The following is a 21,028-nucleotide window of genomic DNA, read 5'->3' as shown; positions in this document are numbered from 1 at the left end:
CGTTTTTCTAATAAACGATATGGAGGTAATTTCATGCTTCAGACAAAATTAGTAGATTCAGCCCTATCTAACTGGGCGATTGAAGTTCGCAGACATTTTCATATGAACCCCGAGCTTTCAGGACAGGAATATAACACAGCTGCCTATGTAAAAGAAAGATTAGCCGAGTTCGGAATTTCTGTTGATGATCGCTTTTCAGCTCCAAATGTGGTCGGCTATTTTAAAGGAACAGAAGGAAAGAAAACAATCGCACTTAGAGCGGATATGGATGCTCTCCCTCTTCATGAAGAAGGAGACAAGCCTTATATTTCAAAGGTTCCTGGTGTCATGCACGGCTGTGGCCATGATGGTCATACAGCTACCCTTCTTGCTGTTGCAAAATGGATGAGTAGTAACCCTCAATTAGTGAAGAATAATATTGTCTTTATTTTTCAAAGCTCTGAGGAAGCATCTCCGAGCGGTGCTAAGCAGCTCGTAACAGAAGGTGTATTAAACGGCGTAGACGAAATCTATGGCATTCATTATATGTCCAGCGTGCCTCTTGGAAAAATTGGCTTTGCCACTGGCTATGCCATGGCATCTAGTGATGACTTCGACATTGTCATTGAAGGAACAGGCGGACATGGCGGCAGTCCACATGAAACCGTGGATCCGATTTATATTGCGACTCACCTTATCCAAGCATTTCAGTCGATCGTAAGCCGTAACTTAAATCCTTTACACGCAGGCGTCATTTCATTTGGAGGCTTGCAGGCAGGCAATTCCTATAATGTCATTCCTGATAAAGTCACAATGCAGGGAACAATTCGTGCTCTAACCTTTGAAGGAGCAGAACTCATGCACAAAAAGACTGCTGGACTAACTGAGTCTATTTGTGCAAGCTTTGGAGCTAAAGGTCATTACAACTTTATTGAAGGAACTCCACCCCTTTACAATCATCCGGAAGCATGCGAATATGCGAAAGGTATTATTGAAAAAACATTTGGCGAGGATGCCTTCTTGGCAATTGAACCTGTATTAGGCGCGGAAGATTACTCCTTCTATCTAAAAGAAAAACTAGGATGCTTTGTGAATATCGGCATGAAAAGCGAGAAAAGCGCATACCCTCACCATCATCCAAAATTTGATATCGATGAAGCAGCCATTCCTGCAGGCATCGAAACAGTGCTGCAATTGGCTTTAAATGCTTAATACATAGAGGAGGCTTCGGCTTCCTCTTTTCTTTTGCCCTAAAACGAGAATCACACACTAAAATACTTTTCTACTAGAATAAAATCTCCTAATATTTCTATTTACTTTTTCTGTTTTATCATGCTATCATGATAATATGGTAACGCACTAAAGGATTTTAACAAAAGGAGATTACTTCTGATGAAACGATATACAGCTATTATTCTAGCGTTCTTAACAGTTTTTGCTATATTAACTGGATGTTCTTCAAACGGTGCAAAAGATAAAGATAATGAAATAATTATTGGCGTTGATGATAAATTTGCTCCATTAGGCTTTCGAGATAAGGATAATAATCTTGTTGGGTTTGATATTGACTACGCAAAAGCAGCTGTTGAAAAAATGGGGAAAACACCTAAGTTCCAGCCAATCGATTGGAAAACAAAAGAATCAGAATTGAGCAGCGGACGAATTGACCTTATCTGGAATGGGTATACCATTACTGATAAGCGTAAAAAAATGGTACTTTTCACAAAGCCATACTTAGCAAACGCACAGGTGATCGTTACTAAATCGGATTCTAATATCAAATCTCTTGATGATTTAACAGGCAAAGTAATTGGCCTTCAAGGTCTATCATCTGCATCTGATGCACTAGATGCTAGCCCGCTTAAAGACAAAATCAAATCAGTTTCAGAATATGCAGATAACGTACTTGCACTTAGCGACTTAAAAGCCGGCCGCGTAGATGCCGTTATTATTGATGAAGTTGTTATTAACTACTATATGTCTCAAGAAGAAGGAACCTATAAGCTTCTTGATGAAACACTTGCACCAGAAGAATATGGAATCGGTGTGAAAAAAGGAAACGACCAATTATTGAACGACCTGCAAAAAGCTCTCGATGAGTTAAGCAAAGATGGAACAGCTGCTAAAATCTCTGAAAAGTGGTTTGGTGAAAACAAAGTTTTAAATTAATTGGAGAAACAAAAATGAAGCAAACAGGGTTTCCCTAGGAAAGCCTGTTTTGTTTTTGGAGGAATACTATATGGACTATATCCTAACCATCCTTAAGCCCATGCTTGAAGGGGCTCAGATGACTATTCTATTATTTATTATTGCAATTATCGTATCTATTCCTTTAGGATTTCTACTTACACTAGCTGTAAAAAGCAGTATAAAACCGATATCTTGGCTTGCACAGGTTTATATTTATGTGATGCGTGGAACCCCTCTATTGCTGCAGCTATTGTTTATCTGCTTCGGCTTGCCATTAATCCCTGTCATCGGAGAATATCTAGTGTTAGATCGTTTTGTTGCGGCATGCTTAGGATTTATTTTGAACTACGCTGCTTATTTTGCTGAAATATTCCGTGGCGGACTTTTAGCGATTGACAAGGGGCAGTACGAGGCTTCACAGGTTCTTGGATTGAATAAATGGCAGACAACGACACGAATTATCTTGCCGCAAATGTTCCGTATTGCTTTACCGGCGGTTTCGAATGAATCTGTCACGCTTGTAAAAGATACCGCACTGCTCTATGCTGTCGCTGTTCCGGAGCTGCTTCACTTCGCTCAGACAGCCGTCAACCGTGACTTCACCATCGTGCCGTTTTTCCTTGCGGGAGTTATTTATCTGTTGATTACACTTGTATTAACATTATTTTTTAAATGGCTCGAGCGACGCTATAAATTTGAATAGAAGGATTGATATCGATGGCTATCATAGAAGTCTCTAACCTAAAAAAATCATTCGGAAATCTAAACGTGCTAAAACAAATTACGTTTGATGTTCATAAAAACGATGTGATCGCTGTAATCGGTCCATCAGGTTCAGGAAAAAGCACAATGCTTCGAAGCCTTATTCATCTTGAGGAAATCAACGGCGGCAGCATTTGTATTGATGGAGATTTCCTTGTAAAAGATGGAGTTTACTCAAAACCCCAGGAAATCAACCGTATTACCGCTAAAATGGGGATGGTATTTCAGCACTTCAACCTCTTCCCTCATCTAACGGTAAAAGAAAATTTAGAAATTGCACCGAAAATGGTGAAAAAGGAATCTCCCGAAACTCTCCAAAAGCGAAGCATGGAGATATTGGAAAAAATCGGGCTAGCCGATAAAGCCTCTGTGTATCCCGGAAACCTTTCAGGCGGACAAAAACAACGAGTGGCAATTGCACGTGCGTTAATGATGGAGCCTGAAATTTTATTATTCGATGAGCCCACTTCAGCCTTAGACCCTGAATTAACTGGAGAAGTTCTTCAAGTGATGAAAAATCTCGCAGAAGAACAAATGACGATGATTGTTGTTACACATGAAATGGGCTTTGCGAAAGAAGTCGCTAATAAAGTTCTGTTTATGGATAACGGAGAAATTGCTGAATCAGGGCACCCGGATGAATTATTTACAAATCCACAATTTGATCGGACAAAAGCCTTCTTAAATCGAGTGTTAAAATAGAAATTCAGACTACTGGAAATATATTTCTAAATAAGCCTTGAAATAAAACAAACTTTCAGTTATATTAGATTAAATTAATATTTCTTATTTCAAGATCTTTTTGAAGTGAGGATAGAGGAGCAAAAACCATCAGTACACAATCGGAGGATGATGAGGTCCATCGATGATTGTCGAAAGGGGAATTTGCCGAAGTTTTAGGAATCTCATGTTCTTAAAGCTGGGCCTGTGTTGAATAAATACAGGACTGTCATATAGGTGACTATATGGAGGGCTATCGCACAAGAAACGACGATTGTTTTCGTATATTGTTTCTACTGCAACAGCGAGTCCCTCGTTGTTGCTTTTTTGCGTTTAGTTTGAAATTGCCCTGCCACCTCTATTTTTTAAAATAAAAAATTAAAAAAGGGTGTGTAAGTTATGAATTTCGGTCAAGTGTTAACGGCAATGGTGACGCCATTCGATCATAACGGTGAGGTAGATTTTGAAGCTGCAAGACATTTAGTAAACCATTTAATTGCAAATGGTTCAGATGGATTAGTTGTTGCAGGAACTACAGGTGAATCGCCGACTTTAACAGAAGAGGAAAAAGTTGCACTATTTAAATTTGTTGTTGAGGTTGTTGGCGGACGAGTGCCGGTTATTGCTGGTACAGGTTCCAATAATACAAGAGCTTCTATTAGCTTAACTAAAAAAGCGGAAGAAGCCGGAGTCGACGGCATTATGCTTGTAACTCCATACTATAACAAGCCATCTCAGGAGGGCATGTATCAGCATTTTAAAGCAATCGCTGAATCCACTTCCTTACCTGTTATGCTTTATAATATTCCAGGCCGCAGCGCGGTAAATATGGCAGTTGAAACTGTCGTTAGATTATCTGAGATTGAAAATATTGTAGCCATTAAGGAAGCTAGTGGAGACTTAGATGCAATGGCACAAATTATTAGTGGAACACCGGAAAATTTCTCACTGTACAGCGGAGACGACGGCTTAACCTTACCGGTGTTAGCCATTGGCGGAACAGGAATTATTTCAGTTGCTTCCCATATCATCGGCAATGAAATGCAAGAAATGATTAACAACTTTAAAAAAGGTGAGCTCCAAGCTGCAGCAGCCGCACATCGTCAGCTGCTTCCAATCATGAAGGCTTTATTCACATCCCCTAATCCAACACCGGTGAAAGCAGCCCTTAATTTACAAGGCATCCATGTTGGCGGAGTCCGTCTTCCATTAGTTCCTTTAAATAATGATGAAATTAACGCATTGCAAGACGTAATAAAAACAGTACATCCTGTGAATTGTGGATAATTTGAAAGAAAGCACATCCCTAGAGGGGTGTGCTTTCTATATTAGCGAAAATTCTCAACAAATATTTGAATAATTAATGCCACAGTAACAACACGAAGAATAGGCTTAATCTGATGGGGTTTTAATTTCTGAGCAATCCGTACGCCTATTTGGGCACCCGTTAATGACCCTAGCAAGAGTACAAGGGTTAATGGCCAAATGACTTTACCGCTGGCAATATAGGAAATCGATGCACCTAGACAGCTTGAAAAAGTAGCAAGACGCACCAACGCTACAGCTTGTATATACGCCACATTTAAATATCCGAACAAATAGAGCATTAACGTTCCAGAACCAGGACCAAAAAGGCCATCATAAAGACCAATTCCGTAAAGGCCCGGAATGCTTTTTTTATTTAAAACAAATGACTCTTCACCAGTAAAATCCCCCTTTTTAATAAAGGACGTAATAAAAGCAAAAATAAGCAGGATGATAGCTATTATATACATATTGGCCTCTGATAGCCTTGATGCGATGAGGCCGCCGCTTATTCCTCCTGCCAAACTGACCGGTATCATCCAAATTGATTTCTTCATTGAAACTTGCTTTCTCTTGTAAAGATGAAAGAAGCTAGAGAATGAGCTAAAGCTATTCGACACTTTATTAGCACCAATCGCAGAATGAACCGGAACCCCCATTAATAGCATAGCTGGCAGGCTAATAAGTCCGCCTCCTCCAGCAAGTGTGCCAAGCGTCGTTGCACAGATCCCGATAAAAAAGAGTACGATATATTCCATTCCGATGACCACCTTCCACTCCCTTCATTATAGATCAGCAAGAAGATAATGGAAATTCGGCAGTTATAATAGAGATCTATAAGAAAATCTTATCGGAAAAGGCGATTGGATCCATTCCAATCGCCATTAAAAAGCACCTAATATAAAGTATAAAAGAAAGAAAATCGCAATCACATACATAGTCACTGTTACTTCCTTTAATCTTCCAGTTGCCCATTTCAGAATCGGATAAGCGATAAAACCGAAAGCAATGCCATTGGCAATATTAAAGGATAGCGGCATGATCGCAAGCATCAAATAAGCTGGAAAAGCCTCTGTAAAATCATTAAATGGTATCTCTTTTATCGATTGCACCATTAAACAGCCTACAATAATTAATACGGGAGCAATCGCGCTATTAGGTATAATTTTAAATAGCGGAGTCAGGAATAAGGCTGGAATAAAAAGAATCCCTGTTGTAAATGCAGTTAAACCCGTTCTGCCGCCAGCAGCAATCCCAGTAGCAGCCTCAGCAGCAGTTGTCGTTGGACTTGATCCAAACAGACCTGCCCCCATAATCGAGAATGATAAAGCTTGAAAGGACTTTCGAAATTTCGCTTTATCTGGAAGCATACCTAACTGTGCACCCATATTTTGAAAAATGATGACCATCGAGAGCGAAAATACGGCTGTCCAAAAGTGAAACGTCCCGAGCTTACTAAAGTCAGCTGCTAAGAAAATCTCCCCATACCCACTAAACGAAAAATGAAAGTCCTTTAATTTCGAAAAGTCGACAATCCCAAACAAAGCCCCAATAAGGGTACCGATCAAGATTCCTATTAAAAAGTTCCCCTTGATATTCTTCTGAAACAATGGCACTAAAATGATCAAAGTCAATAAGGTAGTCAATGCGTAAGGGTCGGTGATTTTCGCAAGTGTCACAAAGGTTCCTTCACTCGCGACAATAACTCCTCCATTCTTCAAGCCTAAAAAAGCAATAAATAAACCAATACCAGCTGTCATAGCATGTATCATCGTTGTCGGAATAGAGGTAGATAAATAAACAGCCACTTTCGTAACAGCTGTTATCGCAAACACGATGCCAGCTATCAGAACAACGGCAAGGGCCTGCTGCCATGAAAGTCCAAATGATAACACGAGGGTAAAAACAAAAAACGCATTGTCCCCCATCCCTGGAACGATAATAAGAGGCGAGTTTGCCCAAAAGGCTAAAAGCATGCATCCTAAAAAGGAACAAATGACTGTTGCAAGAGTCACAGCTTCATACGGCATGCCTGCCAAATGTAAAATCGCTCCATTTACTACTATGATATAGGCAACTGTGATAAACGAAGTGAGGCCTGCCATCATCTCCGTACGGATACTTGTACCTTCTTCCTGAAGATGAAACCACTGATTAAATTGTTTGATCAATTCGTCATTCACCTCTTTCCACTAAAAAAACTAAATAAAAGCTGGATGTCTCACTGACCTCCAGCCTTTATCCATAAGGAAAATACTTATCGTTTTCCAACGTCATAAGGCTCTCCCAGCGCTTTTGGTGCACGAGCTTTTCCTGTAACAATAAGGACAAGCAACGTTAACAGGTATGGAAGCATATAGAAAAATTCAGTTGGAATATGTTTAGCAAACTCTAATATTTGGAATTGGTCCTTCACAGCTTGAGCTAAGCCAAAAAATAAGGCCGCAAGCATGGCACCAACCGGATGCCATTTTCCAAAAATAACGGCTGCAAGGGCAATATACCCTTGACCTGAAATCGTATTAAAAGCAAAGTTACTATTAGAAGTAAGAACAATGGTCGCTCCGCCTAACGCCGCAAGAGAACCGCTAAAAATAACCGCCATATAACGTATCCGTTCCACTTTAATTCCAGCCGTATCCGCAGCACTTGGATGTTCTCCAACAGCACGAAGTCTCAAACCGCTTGGAGTTCTAAATAGAATAAAGAAAATAACGATCACTAATAAAATGGCAAGATACGTAGTTGGATAAGCGGAAAATATTACGTTCCCTATAAACGGAATATCACTTAAATAAGGAATGTGCACCTTATGAAACACTTCTGTTAACATTGGCGTTTCAGCTGATCCTTCAAAAATCATCTTTACTAAAAAGAAGGTTGAGCTTGCAGCAAGAATATTAATTACTACCCCACTCACAACTTGATTCGCTTTATATTTAATGGATGCTACGGCGTGAATACTTGAAAAGATGACCGTAAAAATAAATGCTCCAAGCAAACCAAGCCAAGGAGAAAGAGCACCGAATCCTGCCGTTTCAGCATAATACGAGATGACCGCTGAAAAGAAGGCCCCTGAAACCATAAATCCCTCAAGACCAATATTAATAACGCCTGATCGTTCCGAGATAAGCCCCCCGAGTGCGGCAAAAATAAATGCGGTAGAGAAAACCAACATGCCACTAAGAAGATTACTGATGACCTCCATATGCTACGCCTCCTTCTTAGATTTCTTTTTTGCTGATGGGAAGAATGTCCTCACAATTCCCGGTGCAGCAACGAAGAAAATGATAAATCCGATAACCATTCGAATAATTTCTCCTGGTACATTCGCTCCAAAGCTCATGCCTTGTGATCCGTATGTGAGTGCACCTATTAAAATGCCGGATAATAAGACACCTAGAGCCGAGTTTCCTCCAAGCAACGCTACCGCAATCCCATCAAAGCCAATTCCTGATGTAGTAGAGCTAATCGCCACATATTTAAAAACACCTAAAACCTCAAAGGTTCCAATTAATCCGCCAAATACACCGGAAATAAACATCGCCCGAACAATTACATTAGATACCTTCATTCCTGCGTATTGTGCTGCATGCTGATTATGACCAACAGCGCGAAGCTCATAACCCCATTTTGTTTTATTTAAATAGATGTGGTAGAAAATAATCGCTAAGATCGTAATAAAAAATCCCCAGTGCATTCTCGCACCGCCCATTGCCTCAGACAGCCAGCCGATTTGAATACTAGCTGATTCCTTAATCATGGCAGAGCGCTGTGTTCCTTCTTGCGCCATAAAAACACGAATAAGAAATTGGCTTATATAAAGAGCAATAAAGTTGAACATGATGGACGTAATAACTTCATTTATTCCTCTTTTCGCCTTAATATAGCCAATTAAAGCTCCCCATACTCCACCTAAAAAGGCACCAAATAATACCGCTAATGTCGCATGTAAAAATGGAGGCAGATTTAATTTAGTTCCAATAATGAGCGCACCTAATGAACCCATTACAATTTGTCCATCTACCCCGATATTAAATAAACCAGATCGAAAGGCAATGGCTACTGCAAGTCCGCTCATTACAAGCGGAATGATCGTGCGCAGCGCTTCCCCAATATCATAGCTGCTTCCAAAGATCTTCGTTACTAGCGATTGATAAGCTAAAATTGGATCATAGCCTCCAATAAACATTATGATGGCACCAAGGAGCAGGCCGATGATAATGGCAACAATCGGAACCAATAATGGCTCACTCTTGAATCCCTTGTATAATTTATCCATCCAATCTCCCTCCTTCATGTCTTCCTGCCATCATTAAGCCGAGTTCCTGGTCACTCGTCGTTTCTGGAGTTGTTTCGCCTACAATCTCCCCGTCGAACAGCACAAGAATCCGATCAGAAACATTTAAAATTTCCTCTAGCTCAAAGGATATTAAGAGTACTGCTTTTCCTTGATCGCGCTGGGAAATAAGCTGTTTATGTACAAACTCTATCGCCCCAACATCCAGTCCACGGGTTGGCTGTGCCGCAATTAACACTTGAGGGTGTCGATCAATTTCACGCGCAATAATAATTTTTTGCTGATTTCCTCCTGACATGGACCTAACCTTTGTTTCTATGCCAGATGTACGGATGTCAAATTCATTGACTAGGCGCTCTGATAAATCATCCATTGCATTTTTATTAATAAAACCATTTGGGCTAATCCCTTTTTGGTAATACGTTTGTAAAATAGTGTTTTCACTGACGGAAAAATCAAGAACGAGACCATGCTTATGGCGATCTTGAGGAATATGAGAGACACCCGCTTCATAAATGTCGCGAGGTGAATGATTCACGATGCTTTTCCCTTCGAGTAAAACATCTCCTGATTGAATTTGCCTCATCCCTGTTAGCGCTTCGATTAATTCCGTTTGTCCATTTCCGTCTACACCTGCAATACCTACGATCTCTCCAGCTCGCACTGAAAAGGACAAATGGTTAACTGCATTTTTTCCTTTTTCGCCAGGCACGACCACATCTTTTACTTCTAATAAAACATTCTCGGGATGTGCCTTTTGTTTTTCTGTTTTAAATTTAACGGCCTTCCCTACCATTTTTTCAGCGAGTTCCTGAGGATTTGTGTTAGCCACCTTTAAGCTTTCGATTACTTTTCCTCGTCTAATAATCGTGCACGTATCCGCTATCTCCATGATTTCCTTTAATTTATGGGTAATGAGAATAATGGACTTCCCTTCAGCAACCAGACGTCTCATGATCTCAAGTAATTCACTAATTTCCTGTGGAGTTAAAACAGCTGTTGGCTCATCAAAAATAAGAATATCAGCTCCGCGGTAAAGCGTTTTGATAATTTCGACCCGCTGCTGCATCCCTACACTGATAGACTCGATTGTAGCCATAGGATCTACATCCAGATGATATTGCTCAGAAAGCTCTCTAACCTTTTGACTGGCTCCTTTAATATCGATCTTTACGCCATTCTTAGGTTCCATGCCTAAAATAATATTTTCAGTTACCGTAAAAGGCTCCACCAGCTTAAAATGCTGATGGACCATTCCGATTCCCAGGTCAATTGCTTTATTGGGATTATCCATGAGGACAGGCTTGCCATTAACATAGATTTCGCCTTCATCTGGCTGATATAACCCAAATACAATACTCATCAAGGTAGACTTTCCCGCACCATTTTCCCCAAGCAATGCATGAATTTCTCCACGCTTTAACTGAAAGCTGATGGAGTCATTCGCAACTACACCAGGAAACCGTTTTGTAATCCCCTTTAATTCGAGCACAATATCGGTATTTGTCATTCGGATACCTCCCTTTAAACATTTTAGGGGCTGCCTCATCATAAGAGTTAGACCCCCTTATCTTGAGACAACCCTAAAAATAAGATTTATTTTTCAGGTACGACAATTTCACCATTAATAATTTTTTGGCGATATTCTTCAACTTTATCAAGTACTTCCGGAGCTACGTTCTTTTTAGATGTTGGTGCGATATCAACACCATTTTCCTTTAATCCCATTAACGTTACTTTTCCACCCGGGAAGTTTCCTTCCGCTAAATCTTTTGAAACTTTATATACGGCTTCATCAACTTTCTTAATCATCGATGTTAACGTTACATCATCACCGAATGTTAAACTCTGGTCTTTATCTACCCCAATAACCCAAACCTTTTGACCTTTGCTGTGACGCTCCTTTGCTTCGTTAAATACACCATTTCCTGTTAAACCTGCTGCATGGAAAATAATATCTGCGCCATCGTTATAAATCGTTGAAGCAGCTGATTTCCCCATATCCACTCGGTTAAATAAACCTGTATAATTTACAATTAATTTCGCTTTAGGATTAACCGCTTGAATCCCTGCTCTAAATCCAGCTTCAAATCGTTTAATAACGGGAATTTCCATTCCGCCAATAAATCCAATTTTATTCGTCTTTGTTGTTAACCCTGCAATAACCCCAACAAGGAATGCTCCTTCCTGCTCTTTAAAAGATACAGCCGCAACGTTAGGCACGACGATATCGGAGTCAACAATACCGAATTTAGCATCTGGATTTTCCTTTGCCAGCTGTGTAACAGCATCAGCTAGAGTAAATGCAGTTGCCCAAGTTAAGTCATAACCACCCTTTACAAATTGCAGCAAGTTTGGCATAACATCAGCATCTGTTTTTGGCTCTAAGTACTTTACTTCAAATCCATAATCTTTATTTAACTTTTGAAGTGCTTCCCAAGCGCTTTGGTTGAATGATTTGTCATTAACACTTCCTAAGTCTGTAACCATTCCGACTTTTAGCTTTTTAACTCCTTCTTCATTGCCTTTTTCAGTACCCGTATTATTATTATTATTATTTTTTTGTCCGCAAGCTGTAAGAACTAGTGTAAGAATTAAAACAATTGGTAATAGTTTTCCTAGCCATTTTTTCATCCAAACTTCCTCCTTAAGTACTAATATCTACATTCTTAATTTGTCCAACCTTGAAAGACCAATCCAAAATTATCTTTTATTTTTCCTGTTTTTTTATACTCTATCTTTAGTGTTAAATCATGCTATAATGTTTTTTATTATTTCAAGATACTAAATACACATGATTTTATTTCTGAAAGGATTTGATTTCCTTGATTACCAAAATCACGGACTGCGCCATTTTCTCTGATATTCCCGAGCAGGATTTGCCTCAAATCCTTCCCTTGCTGAAAGAACGTCACTTCAAGAAAAACCATGTCCTCATGTTTGAAAATGATCAAGGTGATGAGGTGTACATTATTCGATCAGGAATGGCAAAAGTCTGCCGGATCCATGAAGGCAGGGAAATTGTACTTGGCATTGCCATGCCCGGCGATGTCATTGGTGAATTCGAGGCACTGTCTAATGACCAGTATCGAATCTCTTCTATTGAAGCATTGGAAAATGTTTCAACTTGGCTTATTTCCAGGAATGATTTATTAGATATAGTGGAAAAATACCCATCAGTCCTGCGAAAAGCCTATATGATTCTTGTTGAAAGAACCAGAATTCTTAATCGACTCGTTCGGTATCTATCTTTTTATGATGTCCGTACAAAAGTGGCCAATTTACTCATGGATCTATTTTATAATTTTGGAAAAGCTTGTGATAACGGTTACAAAATAGATCTAAAAATTAATCAATCACTACTCGCCAATATGCTGGGTGTAACAAGAGAATCAATTTCCAAAACAATAGGTGATTTTCAAGATGAAGGCATTATTGATGTCAATGGAAAGTATTTTTACCTCCTTGATAAAACCAAACTTGAATTAATTTGTAACGAGACTGAAGAAATTCCATCACTTCGGAAATGGCATACTCTTTAAGCCGTGATATGAGCAAATATAGCAAATGAGTGCAGAGGAATTCAGTTATCCCTTTAACGGTTTTTTTGTTAACTAGCTCACATTTTTGTCGTTATCCCTTTTACAGAACGCAAAATTTTATTATGTTATGATTTTTTGGAATCGCTTACGAGCGAATAGCAATTCTATCTAGCTTTGTTCAGAGCTCAGATAGAAGTCAGACAATAAAAGAAAGCTTTCTATTAATTTTTTGGAGGGAAAAAGATGAGTTTTCATATTGAGGCAAAAGTTGGAGAAATCGCAGAATCGGTATTATTACCAGGAGATCCCCTGCGCGCAAAATATATTGCAGAAACATTTCTAGAGGACGCTGTGTGCTACAATCAGGTACGTGGCATGTTAGGGTTTACAGGAACATATAAAGGAAAAAAAGTTTCCATCCAAGGAACTGGAATGGGTATGCCTTCAGCATCCATTTACATCCATGAATTAATCCAAGATTACGGTGCTAAGAACCTTATTCGTATTGGTACATGTGGAGCTATTCAGGAAGATGTGAAAATTCGTGATGTGATCATTGCCCAAGCAGCAGCAACAAATTCAGCTATCATCCGTAATGATTTCCCTGGATATGACTTCCCACAAATCGGAAATTTCGATTTAATGAAGAGCGCTTATGAAATCGGCGTTGAAAAAGGACTAAACCTGCATGTAGGAAATGTACTTTCCTCTGATCTTTTCTATACAGACGATACGGAAACATTTTTTAAGCTAGGAAAATTAGGTGTTTTTGCTGTTGAAATGGAAACAGCTGGACTTTATTATTTAGCAACAAAATTCGGTGTGAAAGCTCTATCTGTTTTAACTGTAAGTGACCATCTCATTACACACGAGCAAACAACTGCTCAAGAACGCCAAACAACGTTTAATGATATGATTGAAGTGGCATTAGATACGGTAACAAAATAAAATCCTTCAAATATAAGTTTAAACTTGTGCTTTAGCTGCCAAAACAAAAGTGCCTTCTCCATCGAAAAGGCACTTTTTTCTATTCTTTTACTTGTTCATTTTTGAAAGGAAGTCACCAAGCAGATCATCTAAATCGTGTTCAACTTCCGGATTGTCTTCCTCCGTAGTTTCCTCCTGAGTTTGCTTGGCTGATTCCCAATCGAAATCAGCGAGATCATCATCTATTACATCTAGACCTGCAGCCGATTCTTGCTCATAATCAGCCGTATTTTCCTCAATTGCCTCCGTATTGAATACATTCTCCTCTTGAAGGTACAACGCCTCGTTAATATCAACAGACTTACTATTGAGTGAAGCAAGCAAGGATGTCGCTCGAACAGGATCCGTCAGCAAATGATATATAATGCTGCCTAATAGAGCCTCTGAATGCTCGTGCTTTAACCAATCTCGCTGGGATTTGCTTAAGCTGTGAGGAAGAGGAATGGTAATTGTTTCCCTATCCCTTGAATAGGACGTCCCCACCCCTTGAAGAACGAATTCAGCCATCTTGCTGGAGAAGTTTCGCCGTTCCGTTTCTTTAAGCTTTTGCAAATGCTTTAATAGATGGTCAGGAGTATCGGAGGGGACACGAAAAGAAATGGCCTGTCCCCTTTTAATACTGCTTGAACTTGATTTCTCCATAGGATCACCCTAGTTTTTCACAGGTTCCTTGACCGCTTTTGCCTTCTCTATCTTTCTAACATAATCCTTAATTAACTTATAGTAAGCATTGGCCATCATCCAAATGCTTTCTTTCTCATCCTCAAAAAAGTCAATGTTATACCCGTCTAAATTATTATTAAGCGCTTTAATATATTCCTTCAACACATTAGCTCCGCCGCCGACAAAATAGCAGATTTCAGTCTGCGAGTTTTTCTGCCAAACGTTCCGCAGCAAGCGATATTGTTTCTTCGCTAAATCAAGCAGAATTCGATCGGTTATATCATGGACGCTTGTCCGGCTTCCCTTGACCATTATATGGTTACGGTCATTTTTCTTCGTGATAATTTCGACGACATCTCTGCGGCTATCCAATTCCACTCCATGTTTAGAGCGAATTTCTTCCCTAATGGCCTCCAATGATTCAGATACGCCAAGATTAAAGCCTTGAGCCTTATCATCATCGACATTGCGGTTCTTAATGACAGCAATATCCGTAGATAAACCGCCGATATCTTGAATAATGATTCTTTTGTCGATTAAATCCTTGTTAATAATTTTTAAATCATTGTCCATTACGAGATTAATATAAGCAGCGAAGCCCTCTGGATACACCTTAACCTCGCTGAATTTAAGGTTTACCTTTAACCCTTGATACTTAGGTGTTACAAGAAATTCGACCTGATGGACGGAGCCCAATAATTTAGAACGATAGCCCGCATCCTTCCCTTCTTTCACCTCACGAAGGGGAAGTCCTGTACCAAGTGTATAATCAGCATCGACTATATTTTTTGTTCGATTGAATAGTCCATTGTTTTCTACCCTAACCGCGTCTAAAGCTAATGTCGCAAACAGCATGACCAACGTTTGATCTTCCTCTGATTTGCTGCTTCCAGGGTCTAGCTCTGTTGTACTATTGCTTTTCGTTGCCAAGTTCCCCACACGGTAAATACTATTATTCTCTTTTAATGCAGGTGAGTGAACCTTAATATGAATGCCATCTAGCGGATTTTTATGATCTAATTCTTCAATCCCAATAACGGGACGATCTTCAGTATCTCTAGCAATGATATTCGGAATATTTAATTCGTAGTCCAGCTCCCCAAAAATAGCTTTAACAGAATCGTTCCCAACATCAATCGCAGCAATTCGTGATTTATTCATCATAACCATCATCCCTTTTCTAGTAATCTTTTATGTATATTGAAAGATTAAAGGGGTTACTGCAATTGTTCAATGGTGATTGAGGAAATTAAATACAACTGTAAATCTGTAAACATCCTGTAAACTAAGCGATTTTTTGTAAACAAACTAGTATACTTTCGTAACAAACGCGTACACATGTTGCCATCATTGGATGTGTACGCGTTTGTAAACATGTACACAAATTTGTGTACGTTTGTTTACGATTAGTAAACAAGTTTACGTGGATTTAAACGCGTTAAATTAACTTCCCTCATTCTGATGGAATAACCGCAAAAACTGTCCATACCCTTCTTCGATTAGCTTGTCTTTTGGAACAAATCGAAGAGCTGCAGAATTTATACAGTACCGTGCTCTGTCCGGACCAGGCCCATCATCAAAAACATGACCAAGATGAGAGTCTGATGATTTCGAACGGACTTCAATCCGCCTCATCCCGTGTGATGTATCAAACTTTTCCTCTAGCTCCGTTCGGCGCACAGGCTTTGTAAAGCTTGGCCATCCGCAGCCCGCATCGAATTTATCCTTAGAGCTAAACAAAGGCTCACCGGAAATAATGTCAACATAAATTCCCTCTTCCGTATGATCCCAATATTCATTCTGAAATGGAGGCTCCGTCGCATTATTCCTTGTCACTTCATATTGAATCGGAGTTAGCTCTACTTTTAATTGCTCATCACTTTTGCGTTTTTTCCAGTTTTCCCGAATAAAGCCCGCTCTTCCTGATCCCTCTCTATATAAATTGTAATGAAAAGGATTCTTTCTATAATAATACTGATGCTTGTCTTCTGCCCGGTAAAACTCGCTAGCCGAAAGTATTTCCGTTACAATCGGCTTTTTAAAGCGTCCGCTAGCTTCTAGTTCCCTCTTAGATCGTTCGGCCATTTCCCTTTGTGCTTCGGTATGATAGAAGATGGCCGTTCGATAAGATAGCCCTCGGTCATTAAATTGACCACCTTCATCTGTCGGGTCAATTTGCTGCCAAAATAAATCTAGTAATTTTTCATATGGAAAAATAGCAGGGTCAAATGTGATTTGCACAGCTTCATAATGCCCAGTCATGTCTGAGCATACCTCTTCATATGTTGGATTTTCTTTATGGCCACCTGTATAGCCTGAAATTACCTCTTTGATCCCTGGCTGTTCATCAAATGGCGAAACCATACACCAAAAACAGCCGCCTGCAAAAGTTGCCAGCTCCCTTTTTTCAGACAATATCTCCATCTCCTTATTACTGATTAGTTAATAATAAAAAATAAGACGAGAGCGTTTGCCTCTCGTCGGTCCTGCGTATTAAAACGGTTTATTTGGCTCATAAGTAGGCTGCTGATTTTGAGCCTGGTAAGCTTGGCTTTTCGCTATCGCTTCCTGTACACTCTCTTCTAATGAAAACTCTGTATCGGTTTTATCAAAATGACCTGTTTGATTTTGAGCCTGGATGACTCGCTGATGTTCTTCTGATCCATCAAACTTTCGGCGCATCGGCATACCCCTCTTCCCTATATATAAAACTACATATATAGAATTTCCAAATAGGTATGCTTTATGCAAAGTTAAAATGAAACTGCCTTCTGATTGTCCTTTTGTACGATACGACGCTTAAATTGGAAAAAGAAATAAGTGGTCAGTCCTGCCGAAATGATTCCGAATATAACAGCCATAATCCTCAATCCAACAAGATCCAATAAGAAACCTGTACCGAGCAGAACAACCTGGAACATGACACGTTCTAGCATGCTGCGGAAGGAAAAGAAGCGTCCATGAAATTCCTTTGGCATTTTAGTTTGAAAAATCGTTGCAGCAGTTGGATAAAAGCAGCCGACTGAAAAACCAACAATCGCAAATGCTGCTACAGCTACGATTTTCGAATCAACAAAGAATAATGATATTTGCGCAAACCCAACAATGAGTGAAAAGAAAAACATTATACTATAAGGAGACCAGCGTTCGCTCATCTTTTTCACTGCTAATGCCCCCAGCATAAAAGCAATTCCTTCAGCAGAATAAATTATTCCCTTAATTAATTGATCGGCATGTATTTCGCTGATTTTGATCACCATCAAATTGAATCCGCCTAAAAACAGCAGTGGAACAAGTGATAAAATAAGGGTCATTAACACAATCGGCAGTCCTTTAATAACAGGCAATACCTCTTTAAAGCTCCCTTTTGACTTCGAAGAACTCTGATTACTTTGCTTAACCGGTTCATCAATCTTAAGGAATAATGTAAATAAGAATAATAAAAAGTATGCGATAAAAGAAGATAAATAAAGCATAAACAGTGACATAACAACAAGAAGAATGCCTGCTAGGGATGTTCCCAAAATCCGAGCAATGGTAGCTACGTTCATATGAACACCATTCATTCTTAATAACTCTTTCCCATCCACAATCAATGGAATAGCCGCTTGAAGCGCCGGAAAATAGAAGGACGCAGCAATCTGAATGCTGATCATAAATGCAATAAGCCATAGAATAGACCCTGTATACAAAGCAATAAACATAAAGATTACACTAACCATTCTCCCAAGGCCAGCATAAATCATCACTGTCCTTTTTCTCTTTTGATCGGTAATTCTTCCTGCTATTGGCCCTACCAATATTCCTGCAAGTAGTCCTATTGCCATTATGACCGATTTCATTAAATCTGATGGTACCTTCTCCTGCATAAACTCTAAATTCCCGATAATCCCCATCCATAATCCTAAACCTGCAATTAATTCCCCGCATAAAATAATCCAAACGTTTCGATTACGCCACATATCCAATTTTCCCCTCAAATTCCATTCGATAGTCGAAATATATTTGATTATATACCAAAACTTATTGTTTTAGTATTAAATTAAACCGGAATGGGGTGTTTAAATTTTTTATAATATAAAACCGTTTCCATACAAAAAAGCTGATCGAAAGAATTAATCCTTCAAATCAGCTTTTTATTTATTACATAAACATTCCTGCAATCGTACCGCTCATTAAGTTAGCAAGTGTTCCTGCAAGTACTGCTTTTAATGCTAATTTAGTAACAACTTGGCGCTGGTTTTCCGCAAATGCTGTCATGCTGGCAATTAGGATACCAAGAGAGCCAAGATTAGCAAATCCGCAAAGTGAGAACGTCACAATCGCTACGGTTTTTGGTGATAGCGTCTCAATCAATGGCTGAAATGCAGTAAAGGCAACCATTTCGTTCAAAATTAACTTTTGACCAAGAAGATTTCCGGCAATCATTGCTTCAGACCAAGGAACACCCATGATGAAAGCAATTGGCGAGAAAATATAGCCTAAAATTAATTGAAGGGAAAGATCCTTCATTCCAAACCATTCACCGATAGAGCCAAGAATTCCATTTAAAAGAGCAAGAATAGAAATAAACGCAATAAGCATCGCAATGATTAAACCTGCCATTTTCAATCCTTCCATGGCACCTTTTACAATCACATCAATAATATTTGGCTTCTCTTCTTTCTCTTCTGTAGCCTTTGCTCCTTCGTTTGCGGCAGCAACAGGCACTTCTGTTTCAGGAATCATCATTTTCGCGAAAACTAATCCTGCTGGTGCAGCCATGAAGCTCGCTGATAGCAAGTAGTTAATCGGAATACCAAGTGCTGCATAAGCAAGGAGAATTCCACCTGCAACCGAAGCGAGTCCCCCTACCATTACGGCGAAAATTTCTGATTTTGTTAATGCACGAATATAAGGCTTAATGATAACCGGTGCTTCCTGTAGACCTAAGAAAATATTTGAAGCTGCTGTTAAGGATTCTACCTTGCTTGTCCCAAGTAATTTATGGAGTCCGCCACCGATTATGCGAACGAATAATTGCATGATGCCGAAATGATATAAAACACTAATTAATGCTGTAACAAAAATGGCCATACATGCAACTCGAATACCGAAAATAAACCCAGTTGGCTGAGATGCATCAGCTAAACTGCCAAATACGAAGCTTAAACCTTCGTTCCCATAATGAATAACGCTTTGGATTCCTTTTGAAATCTTTTCAAGAATTATTCTTCCCGTTTCTGACTTGAGGACGATATATCCGAAAAGGATTTGCAGAACCGTTCCGCCTAACACAACTCGATAATTAATTTTCTTTTTATTTTCTGACAATAAAAAGGCAATAAACAGGATGACGAAACACCCCATAAGACCCCATAAAATATTCATTTTTGCACCTCTCCAGGTAAGATTATGTGTAATCGGTTACATATAAATTATCACAATTTTTATTTTCCTGTCAATAACTTCTGACTGTTAAATAATACAAACATAAAATACCTTCTGTACTACTATAATCTTGACTGTTTTTCACAATTTCTGTATATTTTATGTAAGCGATAACATAAAATTAAACGAGGTAATTATGGCAACGATTAAAGATGTAAGCAAGCTGGCTGGTGTTTCAGTCGCAACAGTTTCAAGATTTTTGAATCAAAGCGGTTATGTAAGTAAAGAAGCCGAACAAGCGATTATTGCAGCTACCAAAAAGCTGAATTATAAACCGAATAATATCGCCAGAAGCCTGGCAGGAAAAAAAACCGCGACAATTGCCCTTATGGTTCCCGATATCCTTAATCCTTTTTTTCCGGAAATCGCCCGTGCAACGGAAGATACCGCAAATCAATTTGGATATACAGTTATGCTTTGCAACACAGACAACGATCCAACAAAGGAAAAGCAATATATTGAAACCTTAGTCAACAAACAAATAGATGGAATCATTATTTCTTCCTATACGATTGAACCTGAACAGATTCTTGAGCTGCAGAAGCAATCCATTCCTGTTGTTCTTATAGATAAAGCCTTCCCACATCATCCAATCGTTTCAATCAACTCGGATAACAGAAAAGGCGGGCGTTTAGCAGCTCAGCATTTACTCGAACAAGGATGTAAAAAAATTGCTCACATTTGCGGCCCCATTCATATTTCAACTGTTCGAGAAAGAACGATTGGCTATGAAGAGGTTTGCGGCAAAATGGACTGGTTTACACCGAGCATTATTTCATACAGCGATTTCACCGTTAAAGGCGGATATGATGCAATGATGGAGCTTTACGAAAAGCATCCTGATCTAGATGGTGTTTTTGCCGGCAATGATTTAATGGCTGCAGGCGCATTAAAAGCTCTTAAAAGACTTGGCGTTTCTGTACCCGAGCAAGTGAAAGTGATTGGGTTTGACGGTATAAAACTGGATATGGTTTATCCAGAATTATCGACCATTTCGCAGCCGATTTATTCAATTGGCAAGTACGCAATGGAATATTTAATGCAGTTAATTAAAGGGGAATCCCTTGAAAAACAGCTGCATGAGTTTGATGTAGAATTGATACAGAAAGAATCCACAATTGGAAAGGCGCACAACTGAGTTGTACGCCTT

At 39.3% G+C, this 21,028-nt stretch carries 20 protein-coding genes and 1 riboswitch; of the genes, 8 read left to right on the top strand and 12 right to left on the bottom strand.

Translation table 11 applies throughout. The features are described from left to right. Positions 1 to 33 precede the first annotated feature (33 nt). The 5 genes from H0173_RS15975 to dapA all read left to right on the top strand — a co-directional run bounded on the left by H0173_RS15975 (position 34) and on the right by dapA (position 4,938). Positions 34 to 1,191 (top strand): M20 metallopeptidase family protein, encoded by a 1,158-nt coding sequence (locus H0173_RS15975; RefSeq protein ID WP_221847501.1) that lies wholly within the window; start codon positions 34 to 36, stop codon positions 1,189 to 1,191. 180 nt (positions 1,192 to 1,371) lie between these two features. Continuing rightward, positions 1,372 to 2,148, top strand: coding sequence for an amino acid ABC transporter substrate-binding protein (locus H0173_RS15970; RefSeq protein ID WP_221847500.1), 777 nt, complete (start codon positions 1,372 to 1,374; stop codon positions 2,146 to 2,148). Between the two features lie 70 nt (positions 2,149 to 2,218). After that, positions 2,219 to 2,872 (top strand): amino acid ABC transporter permease, encoded by a 654-nt coding sequence (locus H0173_RS15965; protein ID WP_221847499.1) that lies wholly within the window; start codon positions 2,219 to 2,221, stop codon positions 2,870 to 2,872. A 14-nt stretch (positions 2,873 to 2,886) separates the two neighbouring features. Beyond that, complete coding sequence (locus tag H0173_RS15960) at positions 2,887 to 3,633, top strand: amino acid ABC transporter ATP-binding protein (RefSeq protein WP_260631219.1); 747 nt, start codon at positions 2,887 to 2,889, stop codon at positions 3,631 to 3,633. A gap of 104 nt (positions 3,634 to 3,737) precedes the next feature. Continuing rightward, positions 3,738 to 3,915: riboswitch (Lysine riboswitch) on the top strand. A gap of 135 nt (positions 3,916 to 4,050) precedes the next feature. Next, entirely contained in the window at positions 4,051 to 4,938 is an 888-nt protein-coding gene (gene dapA, locus H0173_RS15955) for a 4-hydroxy-tetrahydrodipicolinate synthase (protein WP_221847498.1), read from the top strand. Between the two features lie 41 nt (positions 4,939 to 4,979). Here dapA and H0173_RS15950 read toward each other — a convergent pair whose 3' ends face one another. The 6 genes from H0173_RS15950 to H0173_RS15925 form a co-directional block, all read right to left on the bottom strand. Continuing rightward, positions 4,980 to 5,714, bottom strand: a complete 735-nt coding sequence (locus tag H0173_RS15950) for a sulfite exporter TauE/SafE family protein (protein WP_221847497.1) — start codon at positions 5,712 to 5,714, stop codon at positions 4,980 to 4,982. A gap of 126 nt (positions 5,715 to 5,840) precedes the next feature. After that, positions 5,841 to 7,127, bottom strand: coding sequence for an NCS2 family permease (locus H0173_RS15945; protein WP_260631218.1), 1,287 nt, complete (start codon positions 7,125 to 7,127; stop codon positions 5,841 to 5,843). An 86-nt stretch (positions 7,128 to 7,213) separates the two neighbouring features. Next, positions 7,214 to 8,164 (bottom strand): ABC transporter permease, encoded by a 951-nt coding sequence (locus H0173_RS15940; protein WP_221847496.1) that lies wholly within the window; start codon positions 8,162 to 8,164, stop codon positions 7,214 to 7,216. Between the two features lie 3 nt (positions 8,165 to 8,167). Beyond that, positions 8,168 to 9,238: an ABC transporter permease gene (locus tag H0173_RS15935; RefSeq protein WP_221847495.1), complete on the bottom strand. Its 1,071-nt coding sequence runs from the start codon at positions 9,236 to 9,238 to the stop codon at positions 8,168 to 8,170. Then, positions 9,231 to 10,766 carry an ABC transporter ATP-binding protein gene (locus tag H0173_RS15930; protein ID WP_221847494.1) on the bottom strand — a complete coding sequence of 512 codons (1,536 nt, stop codon included), beginning with the start codon at positions 10,764 to 10,766 and terminating at the stop codon, positions 9,231 to 9,233. Before H0173_RS15930 ends, H0173_RS15935 begins: the two co-directional genes overlap by 8 nt. A gap of 86 nt (positions 10,767 to 10,852) precedes the next feature. Beyond that, positions 10,853 to 11,890, bottom strand: coding sequence for a BMP family lipoprotein (locus H0173_RS15925; protein ID WP_221847493.1), 1,038 nt, complete (start codon positions 11,888 to 11,890; stop codon positions 10,853 to 10,855). Positions 11,891 to 12,081: 191 nt separating this feature from the next. Between H0173_RS15925 and H0173_RS15920 the strand changes: the two genes are divergently transcribed. Together H0173_RS15920 and deoD are read left to right on the top strand one after the other, a co-directional pair. Continuing rightward, a complete protein-coding gene (locus tag H0173_RS15920) occupies positions 12,082 to 12,798 on the top strand; it encodes a Crp/Fnr family transcriptional regulator (protein WP_221847492.1) in 717 nt (238 codons plus the stop codon). Positions 12,799 to 13,041: 243 nt separating this feature from the next. Beyond that, on the top strand, positions 13,042 to 13,746 hold the full coding sequence (gene deoD, locus H0173_RS15915; protein ID WP_221847491.1) for a purine-nucleoside phosphorylase: 705 nt from the start codon (positions 13,042 to 13,044) through the stop codon (positions 13,744 to 13,746). Between the two features lie 87 nt (positions 13,747 to 13,833). Here the strand turns inward: deoD and H0173_RS15910 are convergent, their stop codons facing one another. The 6 genes from H0173_RS15910 to H0173_RS15885 all read right to left on the bottom strand — a co-directional run bounded on the left by H0173_RS15910 (position 13,834) and on the right by H0173_RS15885 (position 19,818). Continuing rightward, positions 13,834 to 14,427 (bottom strand): hypothetical protein, encoded by a 594-nt coding sequence (locus H0173_RS15910; protein ID WP_221847490.1) that lies wholly within the window; start codon positions 14,425 to 14,427, stop codon positions 13,834 to 13,836. Positions 14,428 to 14,436: 9 nt separating this feature from the next. Further along, positions 14,437 to 15,609 (bottom strand): ParM/StbA family protein, encoded by a 1,173-nt coding sequence (locus H0173_RS15905; protein ID WP_221847538.1) that lies wholly within the window; start codon positions 15,607 to 15,609, stop codon positions 14,437 to 14,439. A gap of 282 nt (positions 15,610 to 15,891) precedes the next feature. Beyond that, complete coding sequence (gene msrA / locus H0173_RS15900) at positions 15,892 to 16,872, bottom strand: peptide-methionine (S)-S-oxide reductase MsrA (RefSeq protein WP_221847489.1); 981 nt, start codon at positions 16,870 to 16,872, stop codon at positions 15,892 to 15,894. 69 nt (positions 16,873 to 16,941) lie between these two features. Continuing rightward, positions 16,942 to 17,130, bottom strand: coding sequence for a hypothetical protein (locus H0173_RS15895; RefSeq protein WP_221847488.1), 189 nt, complete (start codon positions 17,128 to 17,130; stop codon positions 16,942 to 16,944). 71 nt (positions 17,131 to 17,201) lie between these two features. Continuing rightward, the gene (locus tag H0173_RS15890) at positions 17,202 to 18,410 is read right to left on the bottom strand and encodes an MFS transporter (protein WP_221847487.1); all 1,209 of its coding nucleotides are present in this window, start codon (positions 18,408 to 18,410) and stop codon (positions 17,202 to 17,204) included. A gap of 181 nt (positions 18,411 to 18,591) precedes the next feature. Beyond that, positions 18,592 to 19,818 (bottom strand): NupC/NupG family nucleoside CNT transporter, encoded by a 1,227-nt coding sequence (locus H0173_RS15885; protein ID WP_221847486.1) that lies wholly within the window; start codon positions 19,816 to 19,818, stop codon positions 18,592 to 18,594. 196 nt (positions 19,819 to 20,014) lie between these two features. Between H0173_RS15885 and H0173_RS15880 the strand changes: the two genes are divergently transcribed. Next, the gene (locus H0173_RS15880; RefSeq protein ID WP_221847485.1) at positions 20,015 to 21,016 is read left to right on the top strand and encodes a LacI family DNA-binding transcriptional regulator; all 1,002 of its coding nucleotides are present in this window, start codon (positions 20,015 to 20,017) and stop codon (positions 21,014 to 21,016) included. The last annotated feature ends 12 nt before the right edge of the window (positions 21,017 to 21,028 follow it).

The sequence above is a fragment of the Bacillus sp. S/N-304-OC-R1 genome (assembly GCF_019749375.1).
In the GTDB taxonomy this organism is placed as follows: Bacteria; Bacillota; Bacilli; order Bacillales; family Cytobacillaceae; genus Cytobacillus.
Note: the sequence above shows the minus strand (reverse complement) of the source record. Positions and strands in the feature narration are given on the sequence as shown.